The following is a 21,579-nucleotide window of genomic DNA, read 5'->3' as shown; positions in this document are numbered from 1 at the left end:
CGAAAAACAATATTATCAGCGGCTCGGAAGTGTCTAGATTATCTGTGGCGATTCAATGGTGGCTTGTATTGCACATTCTAATGAACCCTACAGCGAGATACTGGCAAGCCACTTACGGCCAAGAGAGTGAGACTCAGACTTAAAGTGAATAAGTTTACGAAGTTGGCACGTCCGGATACATGTTCATATGAGTTGAGGCGATTTGGTTAATAAGGTTAAGTGCTGCTGAAATTATTCGATGTCCGCTCCTGGCACAAAGAAGCCCATAAAGCTGCTCCTAATTTCCGTTACAAAAAAGAACCCGGCCCAGTCCCCTGGGCCATCCCTCATCAATCCAAAATAGTTCACTCCCTCTCAATTCCCTTTCATCACCTCAAAATGCCGCCGTACAGCATATCGACGGCGGAGAGGTTAAAGTTGCGGGCGTCGCTTCGCTATGCTCGACTGCCTAACCGTTATTCCCCAATAATCTGCCCAACATCAACCCGGTTCCCATCCGGGTCAGCAAACACAAAGGCGCGAATACCGTACTCTTTATCCTGAATCCCTTTGACGATCCTTACCCCTAACGCCTGACAGCGTGAGTACAGAGCGTTAGCATCATCAACCAGAAGATGGGCGATAGGAAAGACCGCCGCTTTATGCTGCGGCTGGAGCGTCAAATGCAGCTCCGCTTCTTCGCGCTTCAATATCACAAACCCCACCGGATCGCCGTTTTCAAAAACAACGTCAAAATTGAGTCCATCAACGTAGAACGCTTTGGCAAGCTGGATATCTTTAACGGGGAGTACGGCCGCGATACGGCCAAATCTGACATGCTGCTGCATGACTAACCTCGTGGGTATAAGCAATGGATCGATAGCGCAGGGCGGTGCCGTTGCTATGCGGCTGGGCGGTGCCAGATTGAGAATGACGATAGCGTATTTTAGAACGGCGGGAAAACAAAAGTTTAACGGTTTGATATTGGGGGCGGTCTCGGCGGCGCTGCGCTTGTCCGGGCTACGAATTGAGCGTAACCCGGACCCCGCTTCGGGCACAAAAAGACGGCCTCATCGCTGAAGCCGTCTTAACATCACAACTTACTTCTTCTTCTCGCCCAGCGTCGGGGTCTCGTCAAAGAAGTTCCACGGTTTCAGCAGCGCGTGGGCCCACTCGGTTGGCATAATCGGCCACTCTTCGGCGCGCGCCACGTGGGTGGTGCCGGTGGTGATCCACACTACGTCATCGTGGTTGGTCAGCGACTCGTTATCCTTCGCGTACTGGCCGAGGCCGGTATCGTGCACGGAACGGTTAGGGTATTTCCCTTCCGGATAGCGCTCTTCCTGATGGTAACGGGTCACCCACAGCTGTTTATCCATAAAGCTCAGGCGGTGGTAAATCCACTCGTCCGGGGCAAACTTCGCGCCGGTTGCTGCCGGGTGTGTACCGCCAGCGTAAGGGATAATCTGGTAGGAGACCGGGTTACCCATACGGTTTTCTTTGGTGGTGTTGCTCAGCAGACGAATCGTACCCGGGTCAAATTTCTGCGCCGCTTTCTGCTCGCTGTCGATGGTGTACTGGTTCACCTGCATGGTACTGGTACGTGGGCCGCCCGCGGTGTTCGGCTTCACTTCCGGGTCCATCGCCACCAGGCTGTTATTTTCGCCGTCCACGTCGAGGTCGAGGCGGAAGTTGTAAATGTGCTGGTGGGTGGTGCCGACGATATTATGGTCGATCAGCGTGCCGTAGCGGGTATCGTCTTTGGCGCTTGGGTCGTGCATGGTCTTCGCCTTCACGCCCTTAACGGCTTCAATACCGGTTGCCCCGGCATCGATGCCGATGGTGCCATTTTCGTGGAATACCCAGTCGAAGATGTAGTCGTAGTTACCCACGGTGCTGATCCAACGGACCACCAGTTCACGACGCTCGGTGCTGACGTTCGGCTGGCCCATCTCCTGGTGCTTATATTCCGGCCCGGCATAGCGTTCGAATACCGCTACGGCGCGAGGAATAGTGGTTGGCGTGCCGGTGTAGTCGGCGATGGTTTCATCCAGCAGCACGGCGTTGTTCGGCGCATCTTTGCCGCGCGCGATTGGTGAGGTCAGGGTGCCCATGCCGTAGTCGCCGGAATCGAGATACGCTTTGAAGTACCAGCCCACGTCCGGGTCGCCGTAAGGCACGATCATCCCACCCAGCGATCCTTCGTACATCACCTGGCGCTTGGTGCCGTTGTCGTTATAGGTCACGGTGGAGAGAATTGGCCCCACGCGGGAGTTCAGGCGCAGGTGGAAGTCCCAGTTCTGCCAGTGGATCATATCGCCGGTGATGGTGTAGTTTTTGCCTTCCGGCTCGATGATATCCAGCGGTTTCACTGATTTAGCCACACGGTCACGGCCATCAAACGGACGGGATTCCATCGGTACCGGAATCACCGGGCCTTCTTCAATCTTGATGATTTTTTTCTGCTCAAGGTCAACTACCGCCACCAGGTTTTCGATCGGGTGCGCCCAGTAGTTGCCGTCGCCGGTATCCAGATAGCTCACCACTTTCAGCAGGCGCGCGTCCTGCTTCAGGCCGTCTTTACCATCGAAGTAGCCGACGGTCAGCGGGGTGGTGATCACTTTAGTGGTGTCTTTGATGCCGTGTTTTTTCAGCACGTCAGCAAATTCGGTGCTGGCGTTGATGATGTTCTGTACGCTGACGAAGTCGTCAATCAGCACCATGCCGTGTGCATCTTTAATCGGTTTCCATGAGAGGACTTTTTTATTCTGCAGGTCAACCACGGCTTCAATCACGTGTTTGCCATCCAGCATCACCACGTCGGCGGTGCGCGGGGCATTAACCGGGGTGCCTTTTAAGGCGAATGCCCACACGGCCTGTTTATCCGGCTCGTGCAGGGAAATTTCGGTAAAGCGGGTATTCGGCTGGAATTCTGGTGCGGCCTTCACGATGGTGACCGCTTCGCTGATTTCAGCGGAAGAGAGCGAGTTCAGCGGGTGCGGCACTTTCTCAACCTGGAAGGTTTGATCGAGGCCAGACTGGAAAACGTCGTTGATAAAGGTATCGGATACCCACGCTTTACCGTCCTTCATCACCACCGGCACCTGCAGGTTCAGGGTTTTGCCGTTGACGATGGCGGTTTTCGCACCCGGTTTTACCTTCACAAACGCGCCGTCTTTAATCAGCGTGTACATCTGCGCGTAATCATCCCACTGTACGTCCGCGCCGAAATCTTGCAGGGTTTTGTCCATTGGAACCATATGCGCTTCGCCGCCGTGGGCGAAGGCCGGAGCTTGCCAGGCGCAGAACAGGGCGACGGCCAGCGCCAGCGCTGTTTTACGGTTTGAACGAATCGAGCCTTTTGACATTGTGACCTCATTTTATCGTTATGTTGTGCCTTGCCGCTGCTACTTCGGCTTCAGTCTCTTAAGCTAACAGCGGAACGTCACGAAGCGTTTGCTTGCGCTTGCCAGGTTGTTTGTCAGTTTTGCCAGTTACAAAAAATGCCTCCGCAGAGGCATTGGATAGTTAAAGTGGGGCATTCCCGGCGTCGGCTGTGCCTCGGCCGGGCTACAACATCGAAACCTTACGCCGGGAAATCCCCATGCTGACGCGCAACCAGCGTCAGAATGGAATACAGCGCTACCGCCTGCTGATGCTGGTTGAAAATCTCCACCGACCATTCCACCACGCCGGTGGCTTTCTCTTCGGCGTTGCGCTGGCGCTTGACCGTTTTACGCTTGCAGGTCAGGCGTACCTGAATGGTGTCGCCCGGCTTAACCGGTTCGATAAAGCGCAGGTTTTCCATACCGTAGTTGGCGATAACCGGGCCGACGCCCGCGTCAACAAACAGACCGGCTGCCGCGGAAATCAGGAAGTAACCGTGCACCACGCGCTCGCCGAAAATGGAGTCGGCTGCGGCAATCTTGTCCATATGGGCATAGAAGTGGTCGCCGCTGAGGCAGGCGAAGTTGACGATGTCCGCTTCGGTCAGCGTACGGCGCGGGGTCAGCAGGCTATCGCCAGGCTGAATTTCTTCGAAGTACTTACGGAACGGGTGAATACGGTCTTCCACCACCTGCGCGCCGCGTACCCATTGCTGGCTTACCGCCGCCAGCATGGTTGGGCTGCCCTGAATGGCGGTGCGCTGCATATAGTGCTTCACCGCGCGCAGGCCGCCCAGCTCTTCACCGCCGCCTGCACGTCCTGGGCCGCCGTGAACCAGCTGCGGCAGCGGGGAGCCGTGGCCGGTGGATTCCGCTGAGGACTCTTCGTTCAGCACCTGAATACGTCCGTGAGCGCGGGCTGCACCGAGGATAAATTCGCGTGCCAGTTCGCCGCTTGCCGTTACCAGCGTGCCTGCCAGGCTGCCTTCGCCCGCGCGGGCCAGCGTCATCGCGTGTTCAGTGTTCTGATACGGCATCAGGGTGGCTACCGGGCCAAAGGCTTCAATCGCATGTACCGCTGAAACCTCATCCGGCTGCGCGCAGAACAGCAGCGTTGGCGGGAAGAAGGCCCCGGCCGCGCTGAGATCCGCTTTGCCGCCCAGCAGCACTTCACATCCCGCGTCCACCAGACGGTTAACGTTATCCTGCACGTCCTGACGCTGATCGCTGTTGACCAGCGAACCCATCTTCACGCCTTCCTGCGCCGGGTCGCCAACCACCACTTTTTGCAGACGGGCAATCAGCGCGTCGCTCACCGCTTTTACCTGTGCCTGCGGCACGATAATGCGGCGGATAGCGGTACATTTCTGCCCGGCCTTGGTGGTCATCTCACGCACCACTTCACGGATAAACAGCGCAAATTCCGGCTGTTCTGGGGTGACATCGTCGCCCAGCACGCAGCAGTTCAGCGAGTCCGCTTCCATGGTGAAGGGGACAGACTTCGCTACCAGATTCGGATGTACGCGCAATTGCTGCCCGGTATGTGCCGAGCCGGTAAAGGTCACCACGTCCTGGCTGTCGAGGTGGTCGAGCAGGTCGCCCGCGCCGCCGCAAATAAGGCTAATGGCACCGTTCGGCACCAGACCGCTGTCGATAATCGCTTTCACCATCGCCTGGGTCAGCTGTGCGGTGGCGGTTGCCGGTTTGATAATCGCAGGCATCCCGGCAAGCCAGGTCGGTGCCAGCTTCTCTAACATGCCCCAGCAAGGGAAGTTAAAGGCGTTGATGTGCACCGCGACGCCGGACTTTGACGTCAGCACGTGGCGAGCGGCAAAACCGCCCTGTTTGGACAGCGGGATCAGCTCATCTTCTGGCCACAGCACGTCGTCAGGCAGCTCGCGGCCGCCCAGGCTGGCGTAGGTGAAGAGGGTGCCGATACCGCCTTCAATATCCACCCAGCTATCGCCGCGTGTTGCGCCGGTCTCAGCGGAGATAGCGTAGAAATCGGCCTTCAGCTCCATCAGATGTTTAGCGACCGCTTTCAGCATCGCGCTGCGTTCAATAAAGGTCATCGCCTGAAGCGCTTTGCCGCCGTGCTCAATAGCGAAGCGACGCGCCTGCGCCATGTCTAACCCTTCGCTTGTCACGTCCCACAGCGGTTCGCCGCTGATGGCGTGGTGAATGGTGCGGGCACGGCCCCGGCCGGTTTGCCAGGTGCCGGACAAATAGCTGGCTAACTGCTGCATGGTGTTTCTCCAGATATGTTACGTAAACCTGCCTTTAATAGTTCTTTTCTGAATCATTAAAAGCAAGCCTGATTTTAATAATTTATTAACAATGCGATCGCAGACACTTTACGTGTATTGATTATGATTCGGTTTCACTGGGATAAATCAACGGGGATTGCGGTGCGCATCACAAAATTCACAAACAAAATTTGTGGTTTTATTTAACTAAGATGTAACTTTTATAAAACAACATGATTCACAAAAATTGATTTGTTGAATTTATCGGAATCATAAGGTGATGACGTGACAACAGAAGAACAACGCTTTGACCAGCGCATCGCGCAGGATACCGCCATCGAACCGCAGGACTGGATGCCGGACGCGTACCGCAAGACGCTGATCCGCCAGATTGGCCAGCACGCGCACTCGGAAATCGTCGGCATGCTGCCGGAAGGCAACTGGATCACCCGCGCCCCAACGCTTCGCCGGAAAGCGATTCTGCTGGCGAAGGTGCAGGATGAAGCCGGGCATGGCCTCTACCTCTATAGCGCGGCGGAAACCCTCGGCTGCGCCCGTGAAGATATCTACCAGAAGATGCTCGACGGGCAGATGAAGTACTCCTCCATCTTTAACTACCCGACGCTCACCTGGGCGGATATCGGCGTGATCGGCTGGCTGGTTGACGGTGCAGCGATCGTCAACCAGGTGGCGCTGTGCCGTACCTCCTACGGCCCGTATGCCCGGGCGATGGTCAAAATCTGCAAAGAAGAGAGCTTCCACCAGCGTCAGGGCTTTGAAGCCTGCATGGCACTGGCGGCGGGCAGTGAAGAACAGCGTCAGATGCTGCAGGACGCCATCAACCGCTTCTGGTGGCCGGCATTAATGATGTTCGGGCCGAGCGATGACAACTCACCAAACAGCGCCCGCAGCATGGCGTGGAAAATCAAACTGCATTCCAACGATGAACTGCGTCAGCGCTTTGTCGACAACACCGTTCCACAGGTCGACATTCTCGGCATGAAGGTACCGGACGCTGACCTGCAGCTGGACGAGGCCACTGGTCACTATCGCTACGGCGAAATCGACTGGCAGGAACTGAATGAAGTCATTAACGGGCGTGGCATCTGTAACCACGAACGTCTGGGTGCCAAGCGCAAAGCCTGGGAAGAGGGTGCATGGGTGCGCGAAGCCGCGCTGGCTCATGCCGAAAAACAACGCGCTCGCGATGCCGCCTGAGGAGAAAAAGAATGAGCAAAACATACTGGCCGTTATACGAAGTGTTTGTCCGTAGCAAACAGGGGCTGTCGCACCGTCACGTGGGCAGCCTGCATGCCGCCGATGATCAGATGGCGCTGGAAAATGCCCGTGATGCCTACACCCGCCGCAGCGAAGGCTGCTCCATCTGGGTGGTGAAGGCGAGCGAAATCGTCGCCTCACAGCCGGAAGAGCGCGGTGAGTTTTTCGACCCGGCCGAGAGCAAGGTCTACCGTCATCCGACCTTCTACACCGTGCCAGACGGCATGGAACATATGTGAGGCAACGATGAACACGCAAAACCCCGTTGCAACTTATGCACTGCGTCTTGGCGATAACGGCCTGGTGCTGGCCCAGCGCTTAGGCGCCTGGTGTGGCCACGCCCCGGAGCTGGAAATTGACCTGGCGCTGGCCAATATCGGCCTCGACCTGCTGGGTCAGGCGCGCAACTTCCTGAGCTACGCCGCCGAACTGAACGGCAGCGGCGACGAAGACACGCTGGCCTTTGGCCGCGACGAACGCCAGTTCAGCAACGTACTGCTGGTTGAACAGCCGAACGGCAACTTCGCCGACACCATCGCCCGCCAGTTCTTCATCGATGCCTGGCATGTGGCGCTGTTCAGCCGCCTGGTCAACAGCCGCGACGCGCAGATTGCCGCCATCGCCGCCAAAGGGCTGAAAGAGGTGCGTTATCACCTGCGCTTTAGCCGCGGCTGGCTGGAGCGTCTGGGTAACGGCACCGAGTACTCCACGCAGTTAATGCAGCAGGCGGTCAACAACCTGTGGCGCTTCACCGGCGAGCTGTTTATGGCCGACGAGCTGGATATCAGCCTGAGCGAGCAGGGCATCGCCGTTGACCCGCGCGAATTAGCGGCCGAATGGCAGACCACGGTGCATACCGCGCTGCTCGACGCCGGTCTGCAGATCCCTGAAGAAGCGGCGTTCCGTCGCGGCGGCAAGCAGGGGCTGCACAGCGAACATCTCGGGCCGATGCTGGCTGAGATGCAGTATTTACAGCGGTCGTATCCCGGCCAGCAGTGGTAGCAGGAGGTGGCTATGCAACGTCTCGCCGCAATCGCGCCCCCGGAGGTTCGCACCGTCTGGGGATTATTAAGCGCCATTCCAGACCCGGAAGTGCCGGTGCTGACCATTACCGACCTCGGCATGGTGCGCCGCGTTGAGCGTCACGGCGACGGCTGGGTGATTGGCTTTACGCCAACCTACTCGGGTTGCCCGGCCACCGAACATCTGCTGGGTGAAATTCGGACGGTGATGGCGGAGCACGGCTATACGCCGGTGCATATCGTGCTGCAGCTCGACCCGCCGTGGACCACCGACTGGATGAGCCCGGATGCCCGCGAGCGTCTGCGCCAGTACGGTATCAGCCCGCCGCAGGCCCACGCCTGCCATGCCGACGAGATGCCGAAAGATGTGGTCTGCCCGCGCTGCGGCAGCACCCATACGTCGCTTATCAGTGAATTCGGTTCCACGGCCTGTAAAGCGCTGTATCGCTGCGACAGCTGCCGTGAACCCTTTGATTACTTTAAATGTATTTGAGGCTGCGATGACAACATTTCATTCGCTTACCGTGGCAAAGGTCGAACCGGAAACCCGTGATTCGGTCACCATCACCTTTGCCATTCCCGACGCGCTGCGTAGCGTTTACGCCTTCCGTCCGGGCCAGCACCTGACGCTGAAAACCCGCCTCGGCGGAGAAGAGTTGCGTCGTTGCTACTCCATCTGCCGCAGCCGCTCGCCGTCTGAAATCAGCGTGGCGGTTAAGGCCATCGACGGTGGCCGTTTCTCCCGCTATGCCCAGAGCGATATCCAGCAGGGCATGGAATTTGAGGTGATGGTGCCGCAGGGCCACTTTGGCTACCAGCCGCAGGCCGAGCGCGAAGCCGAATATCTGGCGATTGCCGCCGGTTCCGGTATCACGCCGATGATGGCGATTATCGAAGCCACGCTTGCGACCGAACCGGCGAGCCAGTTCACCCTGATTTACGGTAACCGCAGCAGCCACAGCATGATGTTCCGCCAGGCGCTGGCCGACCTGAAAGACCGCTACCCGCAGCGTTTGCAGGTGGTGCATCTGTTCAGCCAGGAATCGATGGACAGCGACCTGCTGCAAGGGCGCATCGACGGCGAAAAGCTGCATGCGCTGGGCAAAACGTTGCTTGATTTCAGCCGCTTTGACGATGCCTTTATCTGCGGCCCGTCGGTGATGATGGACGAAGCCGAAGTGGCGCTGCGCGAACTGGGCGTGCCGGAAAAATCCATTCACCTCGAACGCTTCAATACGCCGGGTACCAGCGTGAAACGCGCCACCGGCGTGCAGGCAGAAGGCCGCACGGTCACCATTCGTCAGGACGGTCGCGATCGTCTGATTTCGCTGAACGCCGAAGATGACAGCATTCTCGACGCCGCGCTGCGTCAGGGCGCTGACCTGCCGTTCGCCTGTAAAGGCGGCGTCTGCGCCACCTGCAAATGCAAGGTGGTGAGCGGTGAAGTGGCGATGGCCGCCAACTACAGCCTCGAAGCCGATGAAGTGGCGGCGGGCTATGTACTGAGCTGCCAGGCGCTGCCAACCAGCGGCGACGTGGTGGTCGACTTTGATGCGCGGGGGATGGCATGAGCGAACTGCTGATTACCCGTCACGACCGCGTGCTGCAACTGACGCTGAACCGCCCACAGGCGCGTAATGCGTTAAACAACGCGCTGTTGACACAGATTGCCGAGGCGCTGGAAAGCGCGGCAGCGGATGCCAGCATCAGCGTGTGTGTGATTAGCGGCAACCCGCGCTACTTCGCGGCTGGTGCCGATCTCAACGAAATGGCGGAAAAAGACTTGCCCGCCACCTTCGACGATAGTCGTCCTCGTCTGTGGGCGCGCATTGATGCCTTCAACAAGCCGCTGATGGCGGTGGTGAACGGCTACGCGCTGGGTGCGGGCTGTGAACTGGCACTGCTGTGCGACCTGGTGATTGCTGGCGATAACGCCCGCTTTGGCCTGCCGGAAATTACCCTCGGCACCATGCCGGGTGCGGGAGGTACACAGCGCCTTATTCGCAGCGTCGGTAAAGCGCTGGCCAGCCGCATGGTGCTGAGCGGCGAAAGCATTGATGCCGAACGCGCGCAGCAGGCCGGGCTGGTGAGCGATATTCACCCGGCGAACCTCTCCGATGAATACACGCTGAAGCTGGCGGCGACTATCGCCAGCCGCTCACCGCTGGCGCTGCGGGCGGCAAAACAATCGCTGCGTCTGGCGCACGAGGTGGGGTTGCAGGCCGGTCTGGTGCAGGAACGTCAGCTGTTTACGCTGCTGAGCGGCACCGAAGATCGTCGTGAAGGCGTGAGCGCCTTTTTAGAAAAACGCACACCAGAATTCAAAGGACGCTAATCGTGGACGCATTCATTCTCAGCGAAGTGGAACAGGGCGTGATGACTATCACCCTGAACCGCCCGGACCGACTCAATAGCTTTAACGATGTCATGCACCAGCAGCTTGCCGACTGCCTGAAACAGGCCGAACGCGACGACACCATTCGCTGCCTGCTGATCACCGGTGCTGGACGTGGTTTTTGTGCCGGGCAGGATCTGAACGATCGTAACGTTGACCCGAGCGGCCCCGCGCCGGATCTGGGCATGTCGGTAGAACGCTTTTACAACCCGTTGGTGCGCCGCTTAGCCGCACTGCCGAAGCCGGTTATCTGCGCCGTAAACGGCGTTGCCGCCGGTGCCGGTGCCACGCTGGCGATGGGCTGTGACATCGTCCTTGCTGCGCGTTCGGCGAAGTTTGTCATGGCTTTCAGCAAGCTCGGCCTGGTGCCTGACTGCGGCGGAAGCTGGGTGCTGCCGCGCGTTGCCGGTCGTGCTCGCGCCGTTGGCCTGCTGATGCTCGGCGATAACCTCAGCGCCGAACAGGCCGCGCAGTGGGGGATGATCTGGCAGGTGGTTGACGATGCTGAGCTGAAAGATACCGCGCTGACCATGGCCCGCCATTTCGCCACCCAGCCGACCTACGGTCTGGGGCTGATTAAGAAAGCCTTACAGCTTTCCGAAACTAACTCGCTGGATGAGCAGCTTGAACTTGAGCGCGACTACCAGCGCATGGCCGGTCGCAGCGACGACTATCGTGAAGGCGTCAGCGCCTTCCTCGCCAAACGTCCACCACAGTTCAGCGGGAAATAAGCCATGAGCCAGACTCTTCACACCGTCGCCGTGATTGGCGGCGGCACCATGGGTGCCGGGATTGTTGAAGTAGCGGCCAGTGCCGGGCATACCGTGCTGCTGTACGACATTTCCGCCGAGGCGATTACTCGCGCCATCGACGGCATTGCCCAGCGCCTGAACGCCCGCGTTAGCCGCGGCAAAGTCAGCGCCGAGCAGGTACAGGCGCTGCTGGCGCGTATTACGCCCGCCACCGAATTAACGCAGCTTGCCAATGCGCAACTGGTGATTGAAGCCGCGTCCGAGCGGCTGGAGATTAAAAAGGCGCTGTTCAGCGAACTGGCGGAGATTTGTTCGCCGTCCACGCTGCTGACCAGCAACACCTCGTCGATCTCGATTACCGCGATTGCGGCGGGCATCAAACATCCTGAACGCGTGGCGGGCCTGCACTTCTTTAACCCGGCACCGGTCATGAAACTGGTGGAAGTGGTGAGTGGCCTTGCCACCTCAACGGAAGTGGTCGAGCAGCTTTGCCAGTGCGTCACCGCCTGGGGCAAGCAGCCGGTGCGCTGCCGCTCCACGCCGGGCTTTATCGTTAACCGCGTAGCGCGTCCGTACTACGCCGAAGCCTGGCGCGCGCTGGAAGAGCAGGTGGCATCCGCGGAAGTGATTGATGCCGCACTGCGCGACGGCGGCGGCTTCCCGATGGGGCCGCTGGCGCTAACCGACCTTATCGGCCAGGACGTGAACTTCGCGGTGACCTGTTCGGTGTTTAACGCTTTCTGGCAGGACCGCCGTTTTCTGCCATCGCTGCTGCAACAGGAGCTGGCGCTGGCAGGGCGTCTGGGCAAGAAGAGTGGTCACGGCGTCTACCGCTGGCCGGTGGAAAATCAGCCCGAACTGGCGCTGGCAGCCGTTTCCCCTGACCGCGCGGCGAAGATTGTTAAAAGTGACGTTGTAACCGAATTAGACGATGTGCTGCTACTGGAAACCACCGGTGAAACCGCGCTGGCCTTAAGCGTGCAGCACCAGCGCCCGGTGGTGGTGTATGACCATGCGGCGGGCGATACCGTCGTGCTGGCAGGCGCGCCGACCAACCCGGATTCCGCCACCGACAAAGCGGTGTACTACTTTCAGCAGCAGGGCAAAAACGTGCTGCGTATTGCCGACTACCCAGGGCTGCTGGTGTGGCGCACGGTGGCGATGCTGGCAAACGAAGCGCTGGATGCGGTGCAAAAAGGGGTTGCCAGCGCGGACGATATCGATACCGCGATGCGCTTAGGGGTGAACTACCCGCGTGGGCCGCTGGCCTGGGGCGAATCGCTCGGCTGGGGACGCGTGCTGCGTCTGCTGGAAAATCTACAACAGCACTATGGCGAAGAACGCTATCGCCCCAGTGCGCTGCTGCGCCAGAAAGCGCTGATGGAGATGCGTCATGAGTAATGAAGCCTGGCGCAATGCCCGCGCCATGTACGAAAAAGACACCTGCGCCCAGGCGCTGGGCATTGAAATTATTGAGATGGACGACGGCTACGCGCAGATGACGATGACCGTGTCGCCCTCGCAGCTAAACGGCCATCAGACCTGCCACGGCGGCCAGCTTTTCACCCTGGCGGATACCGCCTTTGCCTACGCCTGCAACAGCCAGGGGCTGGCAGCGGTGGCGTCGGCCGCCAGTATTGATTTTCTGCGTCCGGCCTTTGCGGGCGAGAAATTAACGGCCACCGCCCGGGTAAAGCAGCAGGGCAAACTGACCGGCGTGTATGACATTGAAATCGTCAACCCGCAGCAAAAAACCGTAGCGCTGTTTCGCGGCAAATCGCACCGCATCGGCGGCACTATTACAGGAGAAGTCTAATGCGTGATGCGTTTATTTGTGACGGTATTCGTACCCCTATCGGCCGCTATGCGGGTGGTCTGGCCGGGGTTCGCGCCGACGATCTGGCGGCGATACCGCTGCGCGAGCTGCTGAGCCGTAACCCAAAGTTAGACCCAACCTGTATCGACGACGTGATTTTTGGCTGTGCCAACCAGGCCGGGGAAGATAACCGTAACGTCGCGCATATGGCAACGCTGCTGGCGGGCTATCCGTACGGCGTGTCCGGCACCACCATTAACCGTCTGTGCGGTTCCGGCCTTGATGCGATTGGCTTCGCCGCGCGGGCTATTAAAGCGGGCGATGCGGACCTGATGATCGCCGGCGGCGTGGAGTCGATGTCCCGCGCGCCGTTCGTGATGGGCAAGGCGACCACGCCTTACCAGCGTCAGGCCGAGATGTTTGATACCACCATCGGCTGGCGTTTTGTGAACCCGCTCATGCAGCAACAATTTGGTACTGACAGCATGCCGGAAACGGCGGAGAATGTAGCGGAATTGTTAAACATCAGCCGGGCCGACCAGGACGCTTTTGCTTACCGCAGTCAGCAGCGTACCGCCAAAGCGCAGCGCGACGGCATTCTGGCGCAGGAAATTGTGCCGGTGCAGATTATCGGTAAGAAGGGCGCGGTTAGCGCGGTGCGTGAAGATGAGCATCCGCGTGCGGAAACCACACTGGAGCAACTGGCCTCGCTGAAAACCCCGTTCCGTAAGGGTGGCGTGGTGACGGCAGGTAACGCCTCCGGCGTCAACGACGGTGCGGCAGCGCTGATTATCGCCAGCCAGCAGCAGGCCGCCGCGCAGGGCTTAACGCCGCGTGCCCGTATTGTTGCCATGGCGACCGCAGGCGTTGAACCGAAGTACATGGGCCTTGGGCCGGTTCCGGCGGTGCGTAAAGTGCTGGAGCGTGCCGGGCTGAATATTAACGATATGGACGTGATTGAGCTGAACGAAGCCTTTGCCGCCCAAGCGCTGGGCGTGCTCAGACAGCTTGGACTGGCGGACGACGCGGCGCACGTGAATCCCAACGGCGGCGCCATCGCCTTAGGCCACCCGTTAGGCATGAGCGGCGCGCGACTGGCGCTGGCAGCGACGCTGGAGCTGGAACGACGCAATGGACGCTATGCGCTGTGTACGATGTGTATTGGCGTGGGTCAGGGCATTGCCATGATCCTCGAGCGAGTGTGAGCTAATTGACCTGCGAGTACCCTACAAAATGACAACTACAACAAAATTAGATCCGATTGAAACCGCATCGCGTGACGAGTTACAGGCCCTGCAAACCGAACGCCTGAAGTGGACGCTGAAACACGCCTACGAAAATGTCCCGATGTACCGCCGTAAGTTTGACGCGGCGGGCGTACACCCTGACGATTTTCATGAGCTGAGCGATCTCGCTAAATTTCCCTGCACCACCAAGCAGGATCTGCGCGACAACTATCCGTTCGATACCTTCGCGGTGCCGATGGAGCAGGTGGTGCGTATCCACGCGTCGTCCGGGACCACCGGCAAGCCAACCGTCGTTGGCTATACGCAGAACGATATTGATACCTGGGCAAACATCGTTGCCCGTTCGCTGCGCGCCGCTGGCGGCTCGGCGAAGGATAAAATTCATGTGGCCTACGGCTACGGCCTGTTCACCGGCGGCCTGGGCGCGCACTACGGTGCCGAGCGTTTAGGCGCGACGGTGATCCCGATGTCCGGTGGTCAGACCGAGAAACAGGCGCAGCTGATCCGTGATTTCAAACCCGACATGATCATGGTGACGCCATCTTACTGCCTGAACCTGATTGAAGAGCTGGAACGCCAGATGGGCGGCGATGCGCGCGGTTGTTCGCTGCGTACCGGCGTCTTTGGCGCTGAACCCTGGACCACCGGCATGAAGGCGGAGATTGAACGCCGCCTCGGCATTACTGCGCTGGATATCTACGGGCTATCCGAAGTGATGGGGCCGGGCGTGGCGATGGAGTGTATTGAAACCGCCGATGGCCCAACCATCTGGGAAGACCATTTCTTCCCGGAAGTGGTCAACCCGGAAGACGGTACGCCGCTGGCCGACGGCGAGCACGGCGAACTGCTGTTCACCACGCTCACCAAAGAAGCGCTGCCGGTAATTCGTTACCGCACCCGCGACCTGACGCGTCTGCTGCCGGGCACCGCCCGCACTATGCGCCGTATGGATCGTATCAGCGGCCGTAGCGATGACATGCTGATTATTCGCGGCGTGAACGTCTTCCCGTCACAGGTAGAAGAAGAGATCCTCAAGATCGAGCATTTAGCGCCGCACTATCAGCTGGAAGTCGATCGCCGTGGGCATCTTGATTCACTGTCGATTCGCGTTGAGCTGAAAGAGAGTAGCCTGGTGCTGAGCCACGAACAGCGCTGTCAGATTTGCCACCACCTGCGTCATCGCATTAAGTCGATGGTTGGCATTTCAACGGACGTCAGCATCGTCAACTGCGGCAGCATTCCACGCTCTGAAGGCAAGGCGTGCCGCGTATTTGACCTGCGTAAAGCCGCCGCCAACGGCTAAACCTATAGGCCTGATAAGCCTAGCGCCATCAGGCAGAACGGCGCAACGCTGCCGGATGGCGGCGTTGCCTTATCCGGCCTACAAACTCCTGGCGTTTCGCTGCTTTATTCCTGTGCTATGATTCAAAAAGGACAAAAATAACAACACTATGAATCATATGGAAAAACTCGATAGCTTTATCCAGCAGGCGGTCACCGCGATGCCCATTAGCGGCACCTCGCTGATTGCCTCGCTGTACGGTGACTGTTTATCCCAGCGCGGTGGAGAAGTCTGGCTTGGCAGCGTGGCGGCGCTGCTTGAAGGGCTGGGTTTTGGTGAACGCTTTGTACGTACTGCGCTGTTTCGCCTCAACAAAGAAGAGTGGCTGGACGTTGTGCGTATCGGCCGCCGCAGCTTCTATCGCCTGAGCGACAAAGGGCTACGCCTGACGCGCCGCGCTGAGAGCAAAATCTATCGCGCCAACGCCCCGGAATGGGACGGCACCTGGCTGCTATTGCTTTCTGAAGGGCTGGAAAAAAACACCCTCGCCGAAGTCAAAAAACAACTTATCTGGCAGGGTTTTGGTGTGCTGGCGCCTAGCCTTTTGGCCTCGCCGTCACAAAAACTGGCGGACGTACAGTCACTGCTGCATGAAGCGGGCGTGGCGGAGAACGTTATCTTCTTCGAAGCCCATTCGCCGCTGGCGCTCTCCCGCGCCGCGCTGCGTGAGCGGGTAGAGGAGTGCTGGCATCTGACCGAACAGAACGCCATGTACGAAGCGTTTATCACGCTATTTCGCCCGTTGCTGCCGCTGCTGCGCGATGCCGAGGCCGATGAGTTAACGCCGGAGCGCTGCTTCCAGATTCGCCTGCTGCTGATCCACTTCTATCGCCGCGTGGTGCTGAAGGATCCGCTGCTGCCAGAAGAGCTGCTTCCCGCCCACTGGCTTGGCCAGACCGCGCGCCAGCTCTGTATCAACATCTATCAACGCGTGGCCCCAGGGGCGCAGGCTTTCGTCAGTGAAAAGGGCGAAAGTTCGGTGGGCGAACTGCCCGCGCCGGGGCCGCTCTATTATCAGCGTTTTGGGGGATTGCCCGAAGCGTAACAGGAGAAGCCATGCCGATTTATCAGATGGACGGAATGACCCCGGTGGTTCCGACGGAAAGCTACGTTCACCCGACCGCCGTACTGATTGGCGATGTGATCCTTGGCAAAGGGGTTTATGTTGGGCCAAACGCGAGCCTGCGCGGTGATTTTGGGCGTATCGTGGTCAAAGATGGCGCTAACATCCAGGATAACTGCGTGATGCACGGTTTTCCCGGCCAGGATACGGTGGTGGAGGAAGACGGGCATATCGGCCACGGCGCGATTCTGCACGGCTGCGTGATTGGCCGTAATGCGCTGGTCGGCATGAGCGCGGTGATTATCGACGGTGCGACCATCGGTGAGAACAGTATCGTTGGCGCGTGTGCGTTCGTGAAAGCGCGGGCGGAAATGCCCGCCAACCATCTGATCATCGGCAGCCCGGCGAAGGCGATTCGCAGCTTAACCGAGCAGGAGCTTGAGTGGAAAAAGCAGGGGACTCGCGAGTATCAGGTACTGGTCGATCGTTGCCAGAAAACGCTGGTTGCCGTTGAGCCGCTAACTGAAGCCGAGCCGGACCGTAAGCGTCTGGCGTTTGACGAAAACCTGCAGCCGAAATCCGCTATGTAGGCCTGTAGCCCGGCCGAGCAACGCGACGCCGGGACGACTTTGAGCCTAAGAATAGCGCAATGCCTCCACCAGCAGTGCAAACGCGGTGGTGTGCTGCCGACGGCTAGGATAATAAAGATAATAACCCGCAAACGGCACGCACCAGTCGGCCAGCACGTGCTGCAAGCGCCCGGCGGCAACGCCCTCCGCGATCGTATCTTCCGGTACATAGGCCAGCCCTAATCCCGCCTCGGCAGCCTCGATACGCTGCGGCAAGCAGTTAAGCGTCAACTGTCCCTCAACCCGCACCCGCAGCGGCTCGCCGTCGTGCTCAAACTCCCACGCATACAGCCCGCCTTTGGTTGGCAGACGCATATTGATACAGCGATGCTGCTGCAACTCATGTGGTGTCTGCGGTATCCCGTGATGTGCCAGATACTCCGGCGAACCGACCACCGCCATGCGCATATCCGGGCCGATGCGCACGGCAATCATATCGCGCGCCACTTGTTCTCCCAGGCGAATGCCCGCATCAAACCGCTCATCGACAATATCCGTCAGGCCGTTATCGACGGTGACCTCGATATTGATATCCGGGTACTGCTGCATAAACGGCTTAATGCGCGGCCAGATGATGGTGTTCATGGCGTGCTCGCCCGCCGTCAGGCGAATGTTACCTGCCGGGCGCTCGCGGGAATCGCGCAGGGCGGCAATCTCCTGCGCAATCTCTTGCAAATGTGGGCTCAGACGCTGATAGAGCTTTTCGCCCGCCTCGGTTGGCGCCACGTTGCGGGTGGTGCGCGTCAGCAGGCGCACATCGAGACGGCTTTCCAGATTGCGCATGGCATGGCTCAGCGCCGACTGTGATACGCCCAACTGCGCCGCGGCGCGGGTAAAACTGCGCTCGCGCGCCACGACCATAAAAGAGATGAGATCGTTGATGTTGTCTTTCAGCATGGGATGTGGCCATTAATGAATCTGGTTCATAGCTCCAGAAGGATTTTTTTAGTTTAATGTTCGTCGCGTGATATGCAACCCGGAAACGTGAGTGAGAGGCCAATGAAAATCAACGTGGTAGGCACCAGCGGCGTGGGGAAATCAACCCTGGCCAAGCGTCTGGCGACGCTGTTTTGCGTGCCTTATATCGAAATGGATACGCTTTACTGGCGTCCAGACTGGCAGGGCGTTAGCGATGAGGAACTCTTTGCCGCGCTGACGCAGGCAACCGCGGCGCCCGGCTGGGTGCTGGACGGGAACTACAATCGTAGTCGTCCGGTAAAGTGGCGTGAGGTGGATGTGGTGGTGTGGGTCGATTACAGCTTCTGGCGCACTTTCCGTCAGGCAGTCTGGCGTGCCGCAAGCCGCGCGTGGCGGCAGCAGGAGCTGTGGCCGGGCACCGGTAACCGGGAGAGCTTCCGGCGTTCCTTCTTCAGCCGTGACTCCATCATCCTCTGGACGCTGAAAACCTGGCGGCCAAACCGCGAGCGTTATCTGCGGGATATGACCGATCCCGCCTGGCAGCATATCCGCTTTGTGCGGCTGCGCAATCAGCGTGAAACCGAAGCGTTTATCATGCAATTACAGGCGGAAAAAGCGCAGCAATCTGCCGCTTAAGCGCACGAAAAGGCAGTGGTTTACGCCAGGCTATGGTAGCTTTATGGCTCTAACCATAAGGAGCCCTGCAGATGCCACACGTTGATATCAAATGTTTTCCCCGCGACCTGAACGAAGAGCAAAAAACCGCGCTGGCAGCGGACATCACCGAAGTGCTGATTCGCCATCTGAATAGCAAAGAGGGCGCGGTTAGCGTTGCCCTGAATCAGGTACAGCAGAGCGACTGGCAGCAGGTGTGGGACACCGAGATTGCCCCACATATGGATGAGCTGATTAAAAAGCCAGGCTACAGCATGTAAGCCATTCGTAGCCCGGACGAGGCACTAGCCGACTCCGGGTAGGCTCGGAGCTATTCCCGGCGGCGCTTCGCTTGGCCGGGCTACCAGTATCAGGTTACTCCTCAGGCGTGTTTGCTCGGATCTGTTTTCCACTTGCCACAAACGTTCCCGCGCCGAGATGATGCAGCGTATTGCGCTTATCGTCGTCGAAATTCCAGCGTCCGGCAACAAACGCCTGTTCATCCGCCGCGGCGGAAACCACTTCGCCAAACAGCGTATCGTACTGCCCGGCGGCGGCCGTGGCGGGCAGCAGTCGGCACTCCATCCATGCCAGACATTTCTTTTCAATCACCGGCAACCCCAGCACCGGGCCTTTCACCACCGGAATACCGTAGGCGTTGAATTTATCCTCCTCGCGCCCGCTGATGCTACCTACCGCGTAGGTCCAGCTGGCAGCGGCGACGCTCGGTACCACGATGCCGAAGGTGCCATTACGCTCAATAATTTCCCGCGACCAGGCACTCTTATCGACCACGATGGAGATACGCGGCGGCTCAAACTCAACCGGCATTGACCAGGCGGCGGCCATCACATTGCGGCGCTGTGAGTCGACGTCGAAGCTGGTGATGAGGATCGTCGGGCCGTGGTTGAGCAGGCGGCTGGCGTGATGAAGTTCAACGGGGCGAAAACGGCTCATAGGGATTTCCTGAATAGTAGGATGCAATTAGCTACACACTAAATCGCAATAAAAGCGTAATCAATACGTCATATCACCTGCCTATAGTCGCCAGCACTAAGTCCCAAAGAGGATAACAATATGTTGGCTCCCCTGATGTTTATGCAGGTGAGCGCGGCCCGTCGGCGTTCGACCACGGGTGAAGCACCGCTTTCCAATTGGGGAGGGCGATAATGCGCGCGCTGACTGGCATTCGGCTCGATGGCGTTTCCTTCGCTTTCGGTGCCACCACCGTTCTTAATCACATCAACCTGCAGATCGATGCGGGCAGCATCGTGGCATTGCTTGGGCCTTCCGGCTGCGGCAAAAGCACGTTACTGCGCCTGCTGGCAGGGCTCACCGTTCCCGCTGAAGGTGAAATCCATTTCGGCGACCGTCTGATTGCCAGACCCGGCTGGGGGCTACCGCCCGAGCAGCGGGATATCGGCATGGTTTTCCAGGACTACGCGCTGTGGCCGCACATGACCGCCGCTGAAAACGTCGCCTTTCCGCTGCGAATGCGCGGTGTGGCCCGCGATGAGCGGACGCGTCGGGTTAATGACGCGCTGGCGATGGTCGGTCTCTCTGGCTTCGGCGAACGTAAGCCTTCCGGGCTCTCCGGCGGACAGCAGCAGCGCGTGGCGCTGGCAAGGGCGATTGTCGCCGAACCGCGGGTACTGCTGTTTGATGAACCGCTTTCCAACCTCGATAGCGAGCTGCGTGAATCGTTATGTCTGGAGATGAGCCGACTGCTGCGCCAGCTCGGCATCACCGCCGTGTACGTCACTCACGACCGCCGCGAGGCAGAACTGTTGGCTGACCGAATTGTGCACCTTTCTGCGGGCAGCATTGCTGCTGTTCGCACCGTTGCTTCTACCTCAGGGGAACTTGTATGAAATCCGTTAAAAAAGGCGTTGCGCTCGTGATGATGTTATCTGCTTCGATGATTTCCAGCGCCCATGCGCTGACCGTATACACCGCAGGCCCAGGTTCGCTGGCTAAGAATCTGGCCAGCGGCTACGAAAAGAAAACCGGCGTGAAGGTGAATATCTTCCAGGCCACCACCGGCAAGGTGATGGCGCGTCTGGAGGCCGAGCAGGCTAACCCGCAGGCAGACGTGCTGATTTCCGCGTCATGGGACACCGCCGAAGATTTGCACGGCCGCGGCTGGCTGCTGCCGTACCAGAGTGGGAATGCCGATAAGGTGCCAGCGGCGCTGAAATCAGCCGACTATGTTGCGCAGGGTATTTCGGCGCTGGGGATTGTCTGGAACACCAAAAGCGGGACGCCTGAGCCGAAAGAGTGGCGTGACCTGACCGAAGCGGCGTTTAAAGACAAAGTCACTACGCCGGACCCGGCGCTCTCCGGTGCCTCGCTTGATTTGCTGATCGGGTTACAGAATGGCATGGGTGATAAGGCCTGGGCGCTGTTTGATGCGTTGAAAAAGAACGGCATGGTGGTGAGCGGGCCGAACGCGCAGGCGGTTACGCCGGTGATGCAGGGGGCGAAAGCAGCGGTATTCGGTGCGGTGGACTATGTCTCCTACGGCAATATCGACCAGGGGGAATCGCTGAAGGTGATTTTCCCGGCAAGCGGTACGGTGATTGCGCCGCGCCCGATGATGATCCTCAAAACGACGCAGCATGCGGATGAGGCGAAAGCCTTTGTTGACTATGTATTGTCGCCGGAAGGTCAGTCGATGGTGGCCGAGGCGTGGCTGATGCCTGCGCGCAGCGATGTGTCCGCCAAACGTCCGCTGCTGAACGACCTGAAAGTGTTGCCAACCACCAGCGACGGTAGCAGCGAGCGCGGCGCCGTTCTGGCTCGGTTTAATACGCTGTTCGGGCAGTAAATTTCCGTAGCCCGGCCGAGCGAAG

22 protein-coding genes are annotated in these 21,579 nt (G+C 59.0%); 17 read left to right on the top strand and 5 right to left on the bottom strand.

All coding sequences use genetic code 11. The features are described from left to right. Window positions 1-455: 455 nt before the first annotated feature. From V6940_RS19435 to paaZ, 3 genes are all read right to left on the bottom strand, one after another. Entirely contained in the window at window positions 456-827 is a 372-nt protein-coding gene (locus V6940_RS19435) for a VOC family protein (protein ID WP_333496982.1), read from the bottom strand. Between the two features lie 252 nt (window positions 828-1,079). Further along, entirely contained in the window at window positions 1,080-3,347 is a 2,268-nt protein-coding gene (tynA, locus tag V6940_RS19430) for a primary-amine oxidase (RefSeq protein WP_185666259.1), read from the bottom strand. Window positions 3,348-3,565: 218 nt separating this feature from the next. Further along, entirely contained in the window at window positions 3,566-5,611 is a 2,046-nt protein-coding gene (gene paaZ / locus V6940_RS19425) for a phenylacetic acid degradation bifunctional protein PaaZ (RefSeq protein WP_333496981.1), read from the bottom strand. Window positions 5,612-5,896: 285 nt separating this feature from the next. On the opposite strand from paaZ, the gene paaA reads away from it, so the two are divergent. The 13 genes from paaA (at window position 5,897) to paaY (ending at window position 17,116) form a co-directional block, all read left to right on the top strand. Beyond that, window positions 5,897-6,829, top strand: a complete 933-nt coding sequence (gene paaA / locus V6940_RS19420; protein ID WP_333010812.1) for a 1,2-phenylacetyl-CoA epoxidase subunit PaaA — start codon at window positions 5,897-5,899, stop codon at window positions 6,827-6,829. 11 nt (window positions 6,830-6,840) lie between these two features. Beyond that, window positions 6,841-7,128, top strand: coding sequence for a 1,2-phenylacetyl-CoA epoxidase subunit PaaB (paaB, locus tag V6940_RS19415; RefSeq protein WP_032943000.1), 288 nt, complete (start codon window positions 6,841-6,843; stop codon window positions 7,126-7,128). A gap of 7 nt (window positions 7,129-7,135) precedes the next feature. Then, window positions 7,136-7,891 carry a 1,2-phenylacetyl-CoA epoxidase subunit PaaC gene (paaC, locus tag V6940_RS19410; RefSeq protein ID WP_333496980.1) on the top strand — a complete coding sequence of 252 codons (756 nt, stop codon included), beginning with the start codon at window positions 7,136-7,138 and terminating at the stop codon, window positions 7,889-7,891. A 12-nt stretch (window positions 7,892-7,903) separates the two neighbouring features. Further along, window positions 7,904-8,404 carry a 1,2-phenylacetyl-CoA epoxidase subunit PaaD gene (gene paaD, locus V6940_RS19405; RefSeq protein ID WP_185666263.1) on the top strand — a complete coding sequence of 167 codons (501 nt, stop codon included), beginning with the start codon at window positions 7,904-7,906 and terminating at the stop codon, window positions 8,402-8,404. A 7-nt stretch (window positions 8,405-8,411) separates the two neighbouring features. Then, window positions 8,412-9,482: a 1,2-phenylacetyl-CoA epoxidase subunit PaaE gene (paaE, locus tag V6940_RS19400; RefSeq protein WP_333496979.1), complete on the top strand. Its 1,071-nt coding sequence runs from the start codon at window positions 8,412-8,414 to the stop codon at window positions 9,480-9,482. After that, on the top strand, window positions 9,479-10,246 hold the full coding sequence (gene paaF / locus V6940_RS19395; protein WP_333496978.1) for a 2,3-dehydroadipyl-CoA hydratase PaaF: 768 nt from the start codon (window positions 9,479-9,481) through the stop codon (window positions 10,244-10,246). The genes paaE and paaF overlap by 4 nt, the downstream gene beginning before the upstream one ends. 2 nt (window positions 10,247-10,248) lie before the next feature. Further along, the gene (gene paaG, locus V6940_RS19390) at window positions 10,249-11,037 is read left to right on the top strand and encodes a 2-(1,2-epoxy-1,2-dihydrophenyl)acetyl-CoA isomerase PaaG (RefSeq protein WP_333496977.1); all 789 of its coding nucleotides are present in this window, start codon (window positions 10,249-10,251) and stop codon (window positions 11,035-11,037) included. Between the two features lie 3 nt (window positions 11,038-11,040). Further along, the gene (locus V6940_RS19385) at window positions 11,041-12,459 is read left to right on the top strand and encodes a 3-hydroxyacyl-CoA dehydrogenase (protein WP_333496976.1); all 1,419 of its coding nucleotides are present in this window, start codon (window positions 11,041-11,043) and stop codon (window positions 12,457-12,459) included. Beyond that, window positions 12,452-12,874, top strand: coding sequence for a hydroxyphenylacetyl-CoA thioesterase PaaI (gene paaI, locus V6940_RS19380; protein WP_185666268.1), 423 nt, complete (start codon window positions 12,452-12,454; stop codon window positions 12,872-12,874). Before V6940_RS19385 ends, paaI begins: the two co-directional genes overlap by 8 nt. Beyond that, window positions 12,874-14,079 carry a 3-oxoadipyl-CoA thiolase gene (pcaF, locus tag V6940_RS19375; protein WP_333496975.1) on the top strand — a complete coding sequence of 402 codons (1,206 nt, stop codon included), beginning with the start codon at window positions 12,874-12,876 and terminating at the stop codon, window positions 14,077-14,079. The genes paaI and pcaF overlap by 1 nt, the downstream gene beginning before the upstream one ends. 28 nt (window positions 14,080-14,107) lie before the next feature. Next, window positions 14,108-15,424, top strand: coding sequence for a phenylacetate--CoA ligase PaaK (gene paaK, locus V6940_RS19370; RefSeq protein WP_185666270.1), 1,317 nt, complete (start codon window positions 14,108-14,110; stop codon window positions 15,422-15,424). Window positions 15,425-15,581: 157 nt separating this feature from the next. After that, complete coding sequence (paaX, locus tag V6940_RS19365; protein WP_185666271.1) at window positions 15,582-16,508, top strand: phenylacetic acid degradation operon negative regulatory protein PaaX; 927 nt, start codon at window positions 15,582-15,584, stop codon at window positions 16,506-16,508. Between the two features lie 11 nt (window positions 16,509-16,519). After that, the gene (gene paaY / locus V6940_RS19360; RefSeq protein ID WP_333496974.1) at window positions 16,520-17,116 is read left to right on the top strand and encodes a phenylacetic acid degradation protein PaaY; all 597 of its coding nucleotides are present in this window, start codon (window positions 16,520-16,522) and stop codon (window positions 17,114-17,116) included. A 45-nt stretch (window positions 17,117-17,161) separates the two neighbouring features. Here paaY and V6940_RS19355 read toward each other — a convergent pair whose 3' ends face one another. Next, a complete protein-coding gene (locus V6940_RS19355; protein ID WP_333496973.1) occupies window positions 17,162-18,052 on the bottom strand; it encodes a LysR family transcriptional regulator in 891 nt (296 codons plus the stop codon). Between the two features lie 102 nt (window positions 18,053-18,154). Between V6940_RS19355 and V6940_RS19350 the strand changes: the two genes are divergently transcribed. Both V6940_RS19350 and pptA read left to right on the top strand, forming a co-directional pair. Beyond that, window positions 18,155-18,709 carry an AAA family ATPase gene (locus V6940_RS19350; protein ID WP_333496972.1) on the top strand — a complete coding sequence of 185 codons (555 nt, stop codon included), beginning with the start codon at window positions 18,155-18,157 and terminating at the stop codon, window positions 18,707-18,709. 71 nt (window positions 18,710-18,780) lie between these two features. Further along, window positions 18,781-19,008 (top strand): tautomerase PptA, encoded by a 228-nt coding sequence (gene pptA / locus V6940_RS19345; RefSeq protein ID WP_220440057.1) that lies wholly within the window; start codon window positions 18,781-18,783, stop codon window positions 19,006-19,008. Window positions 19,009-19,102: 94 nt separating this feature from the next. Here pptA and V6940_RS19340 read toward each other — a convergent pair whose 3' ends face one another. Further along, window positions 19,103-19,684, bottom strand: a complete 582-nt coding sequence (locus V6940_RS19340; protein ID WP_333496971.1) for a flavin reductase family protein — start codon at window positions 19,682-19,684, stop codon at window positions 19,103-19,105. A 209-nt stretch (window positions 19,685-19,893) separates the two neighbouring features. Here V6940_RS19340 and V6940_RS19335 point away from each other — a divergent pair, with 209 nt between their 5' ends. Then, window positions 19,894-20,598, top strand: coding sequence for an ABC transporter ATP-binding protein (locus tag V6940_RS19335; RefSeq protein WP_333496987.1), 705 nt, complete (start codon window positions 19,894-19,896; stop codon window positions 20,596-20,598). Continuing rightward, window positions 20,595-21,554, top strand: a complete 960-nt coding sequence (locus tag V6940_RS19330) for an ABC transporter substrate-binding protein (RefSeq protein ID WP_333496970.1) — start codon at window positions 20,595-20,597, stop codon at window positions 21,552-21,554. Before V6940_RS19335 ends, V6940_RS19330 begins: the two co-directional genes overlap by 4 nt. The last annotated feature ends 25 nt before the right edge of the window (window positions 21,555-21,579 follow it).

The organism is Kluyvera sp. CHPC 1.251 (assembly GCF_036759945.1).
Lineage (GTDB): Bacteria > Pseudomonadota > Gammaproteobacteria > Enterobacterales > Enterobacteriaceae > Kluyvera > Kluyvera sichuanensis.
This window is presented reverse-complemented; position numbering and strand designations above follow the sequence as displayed.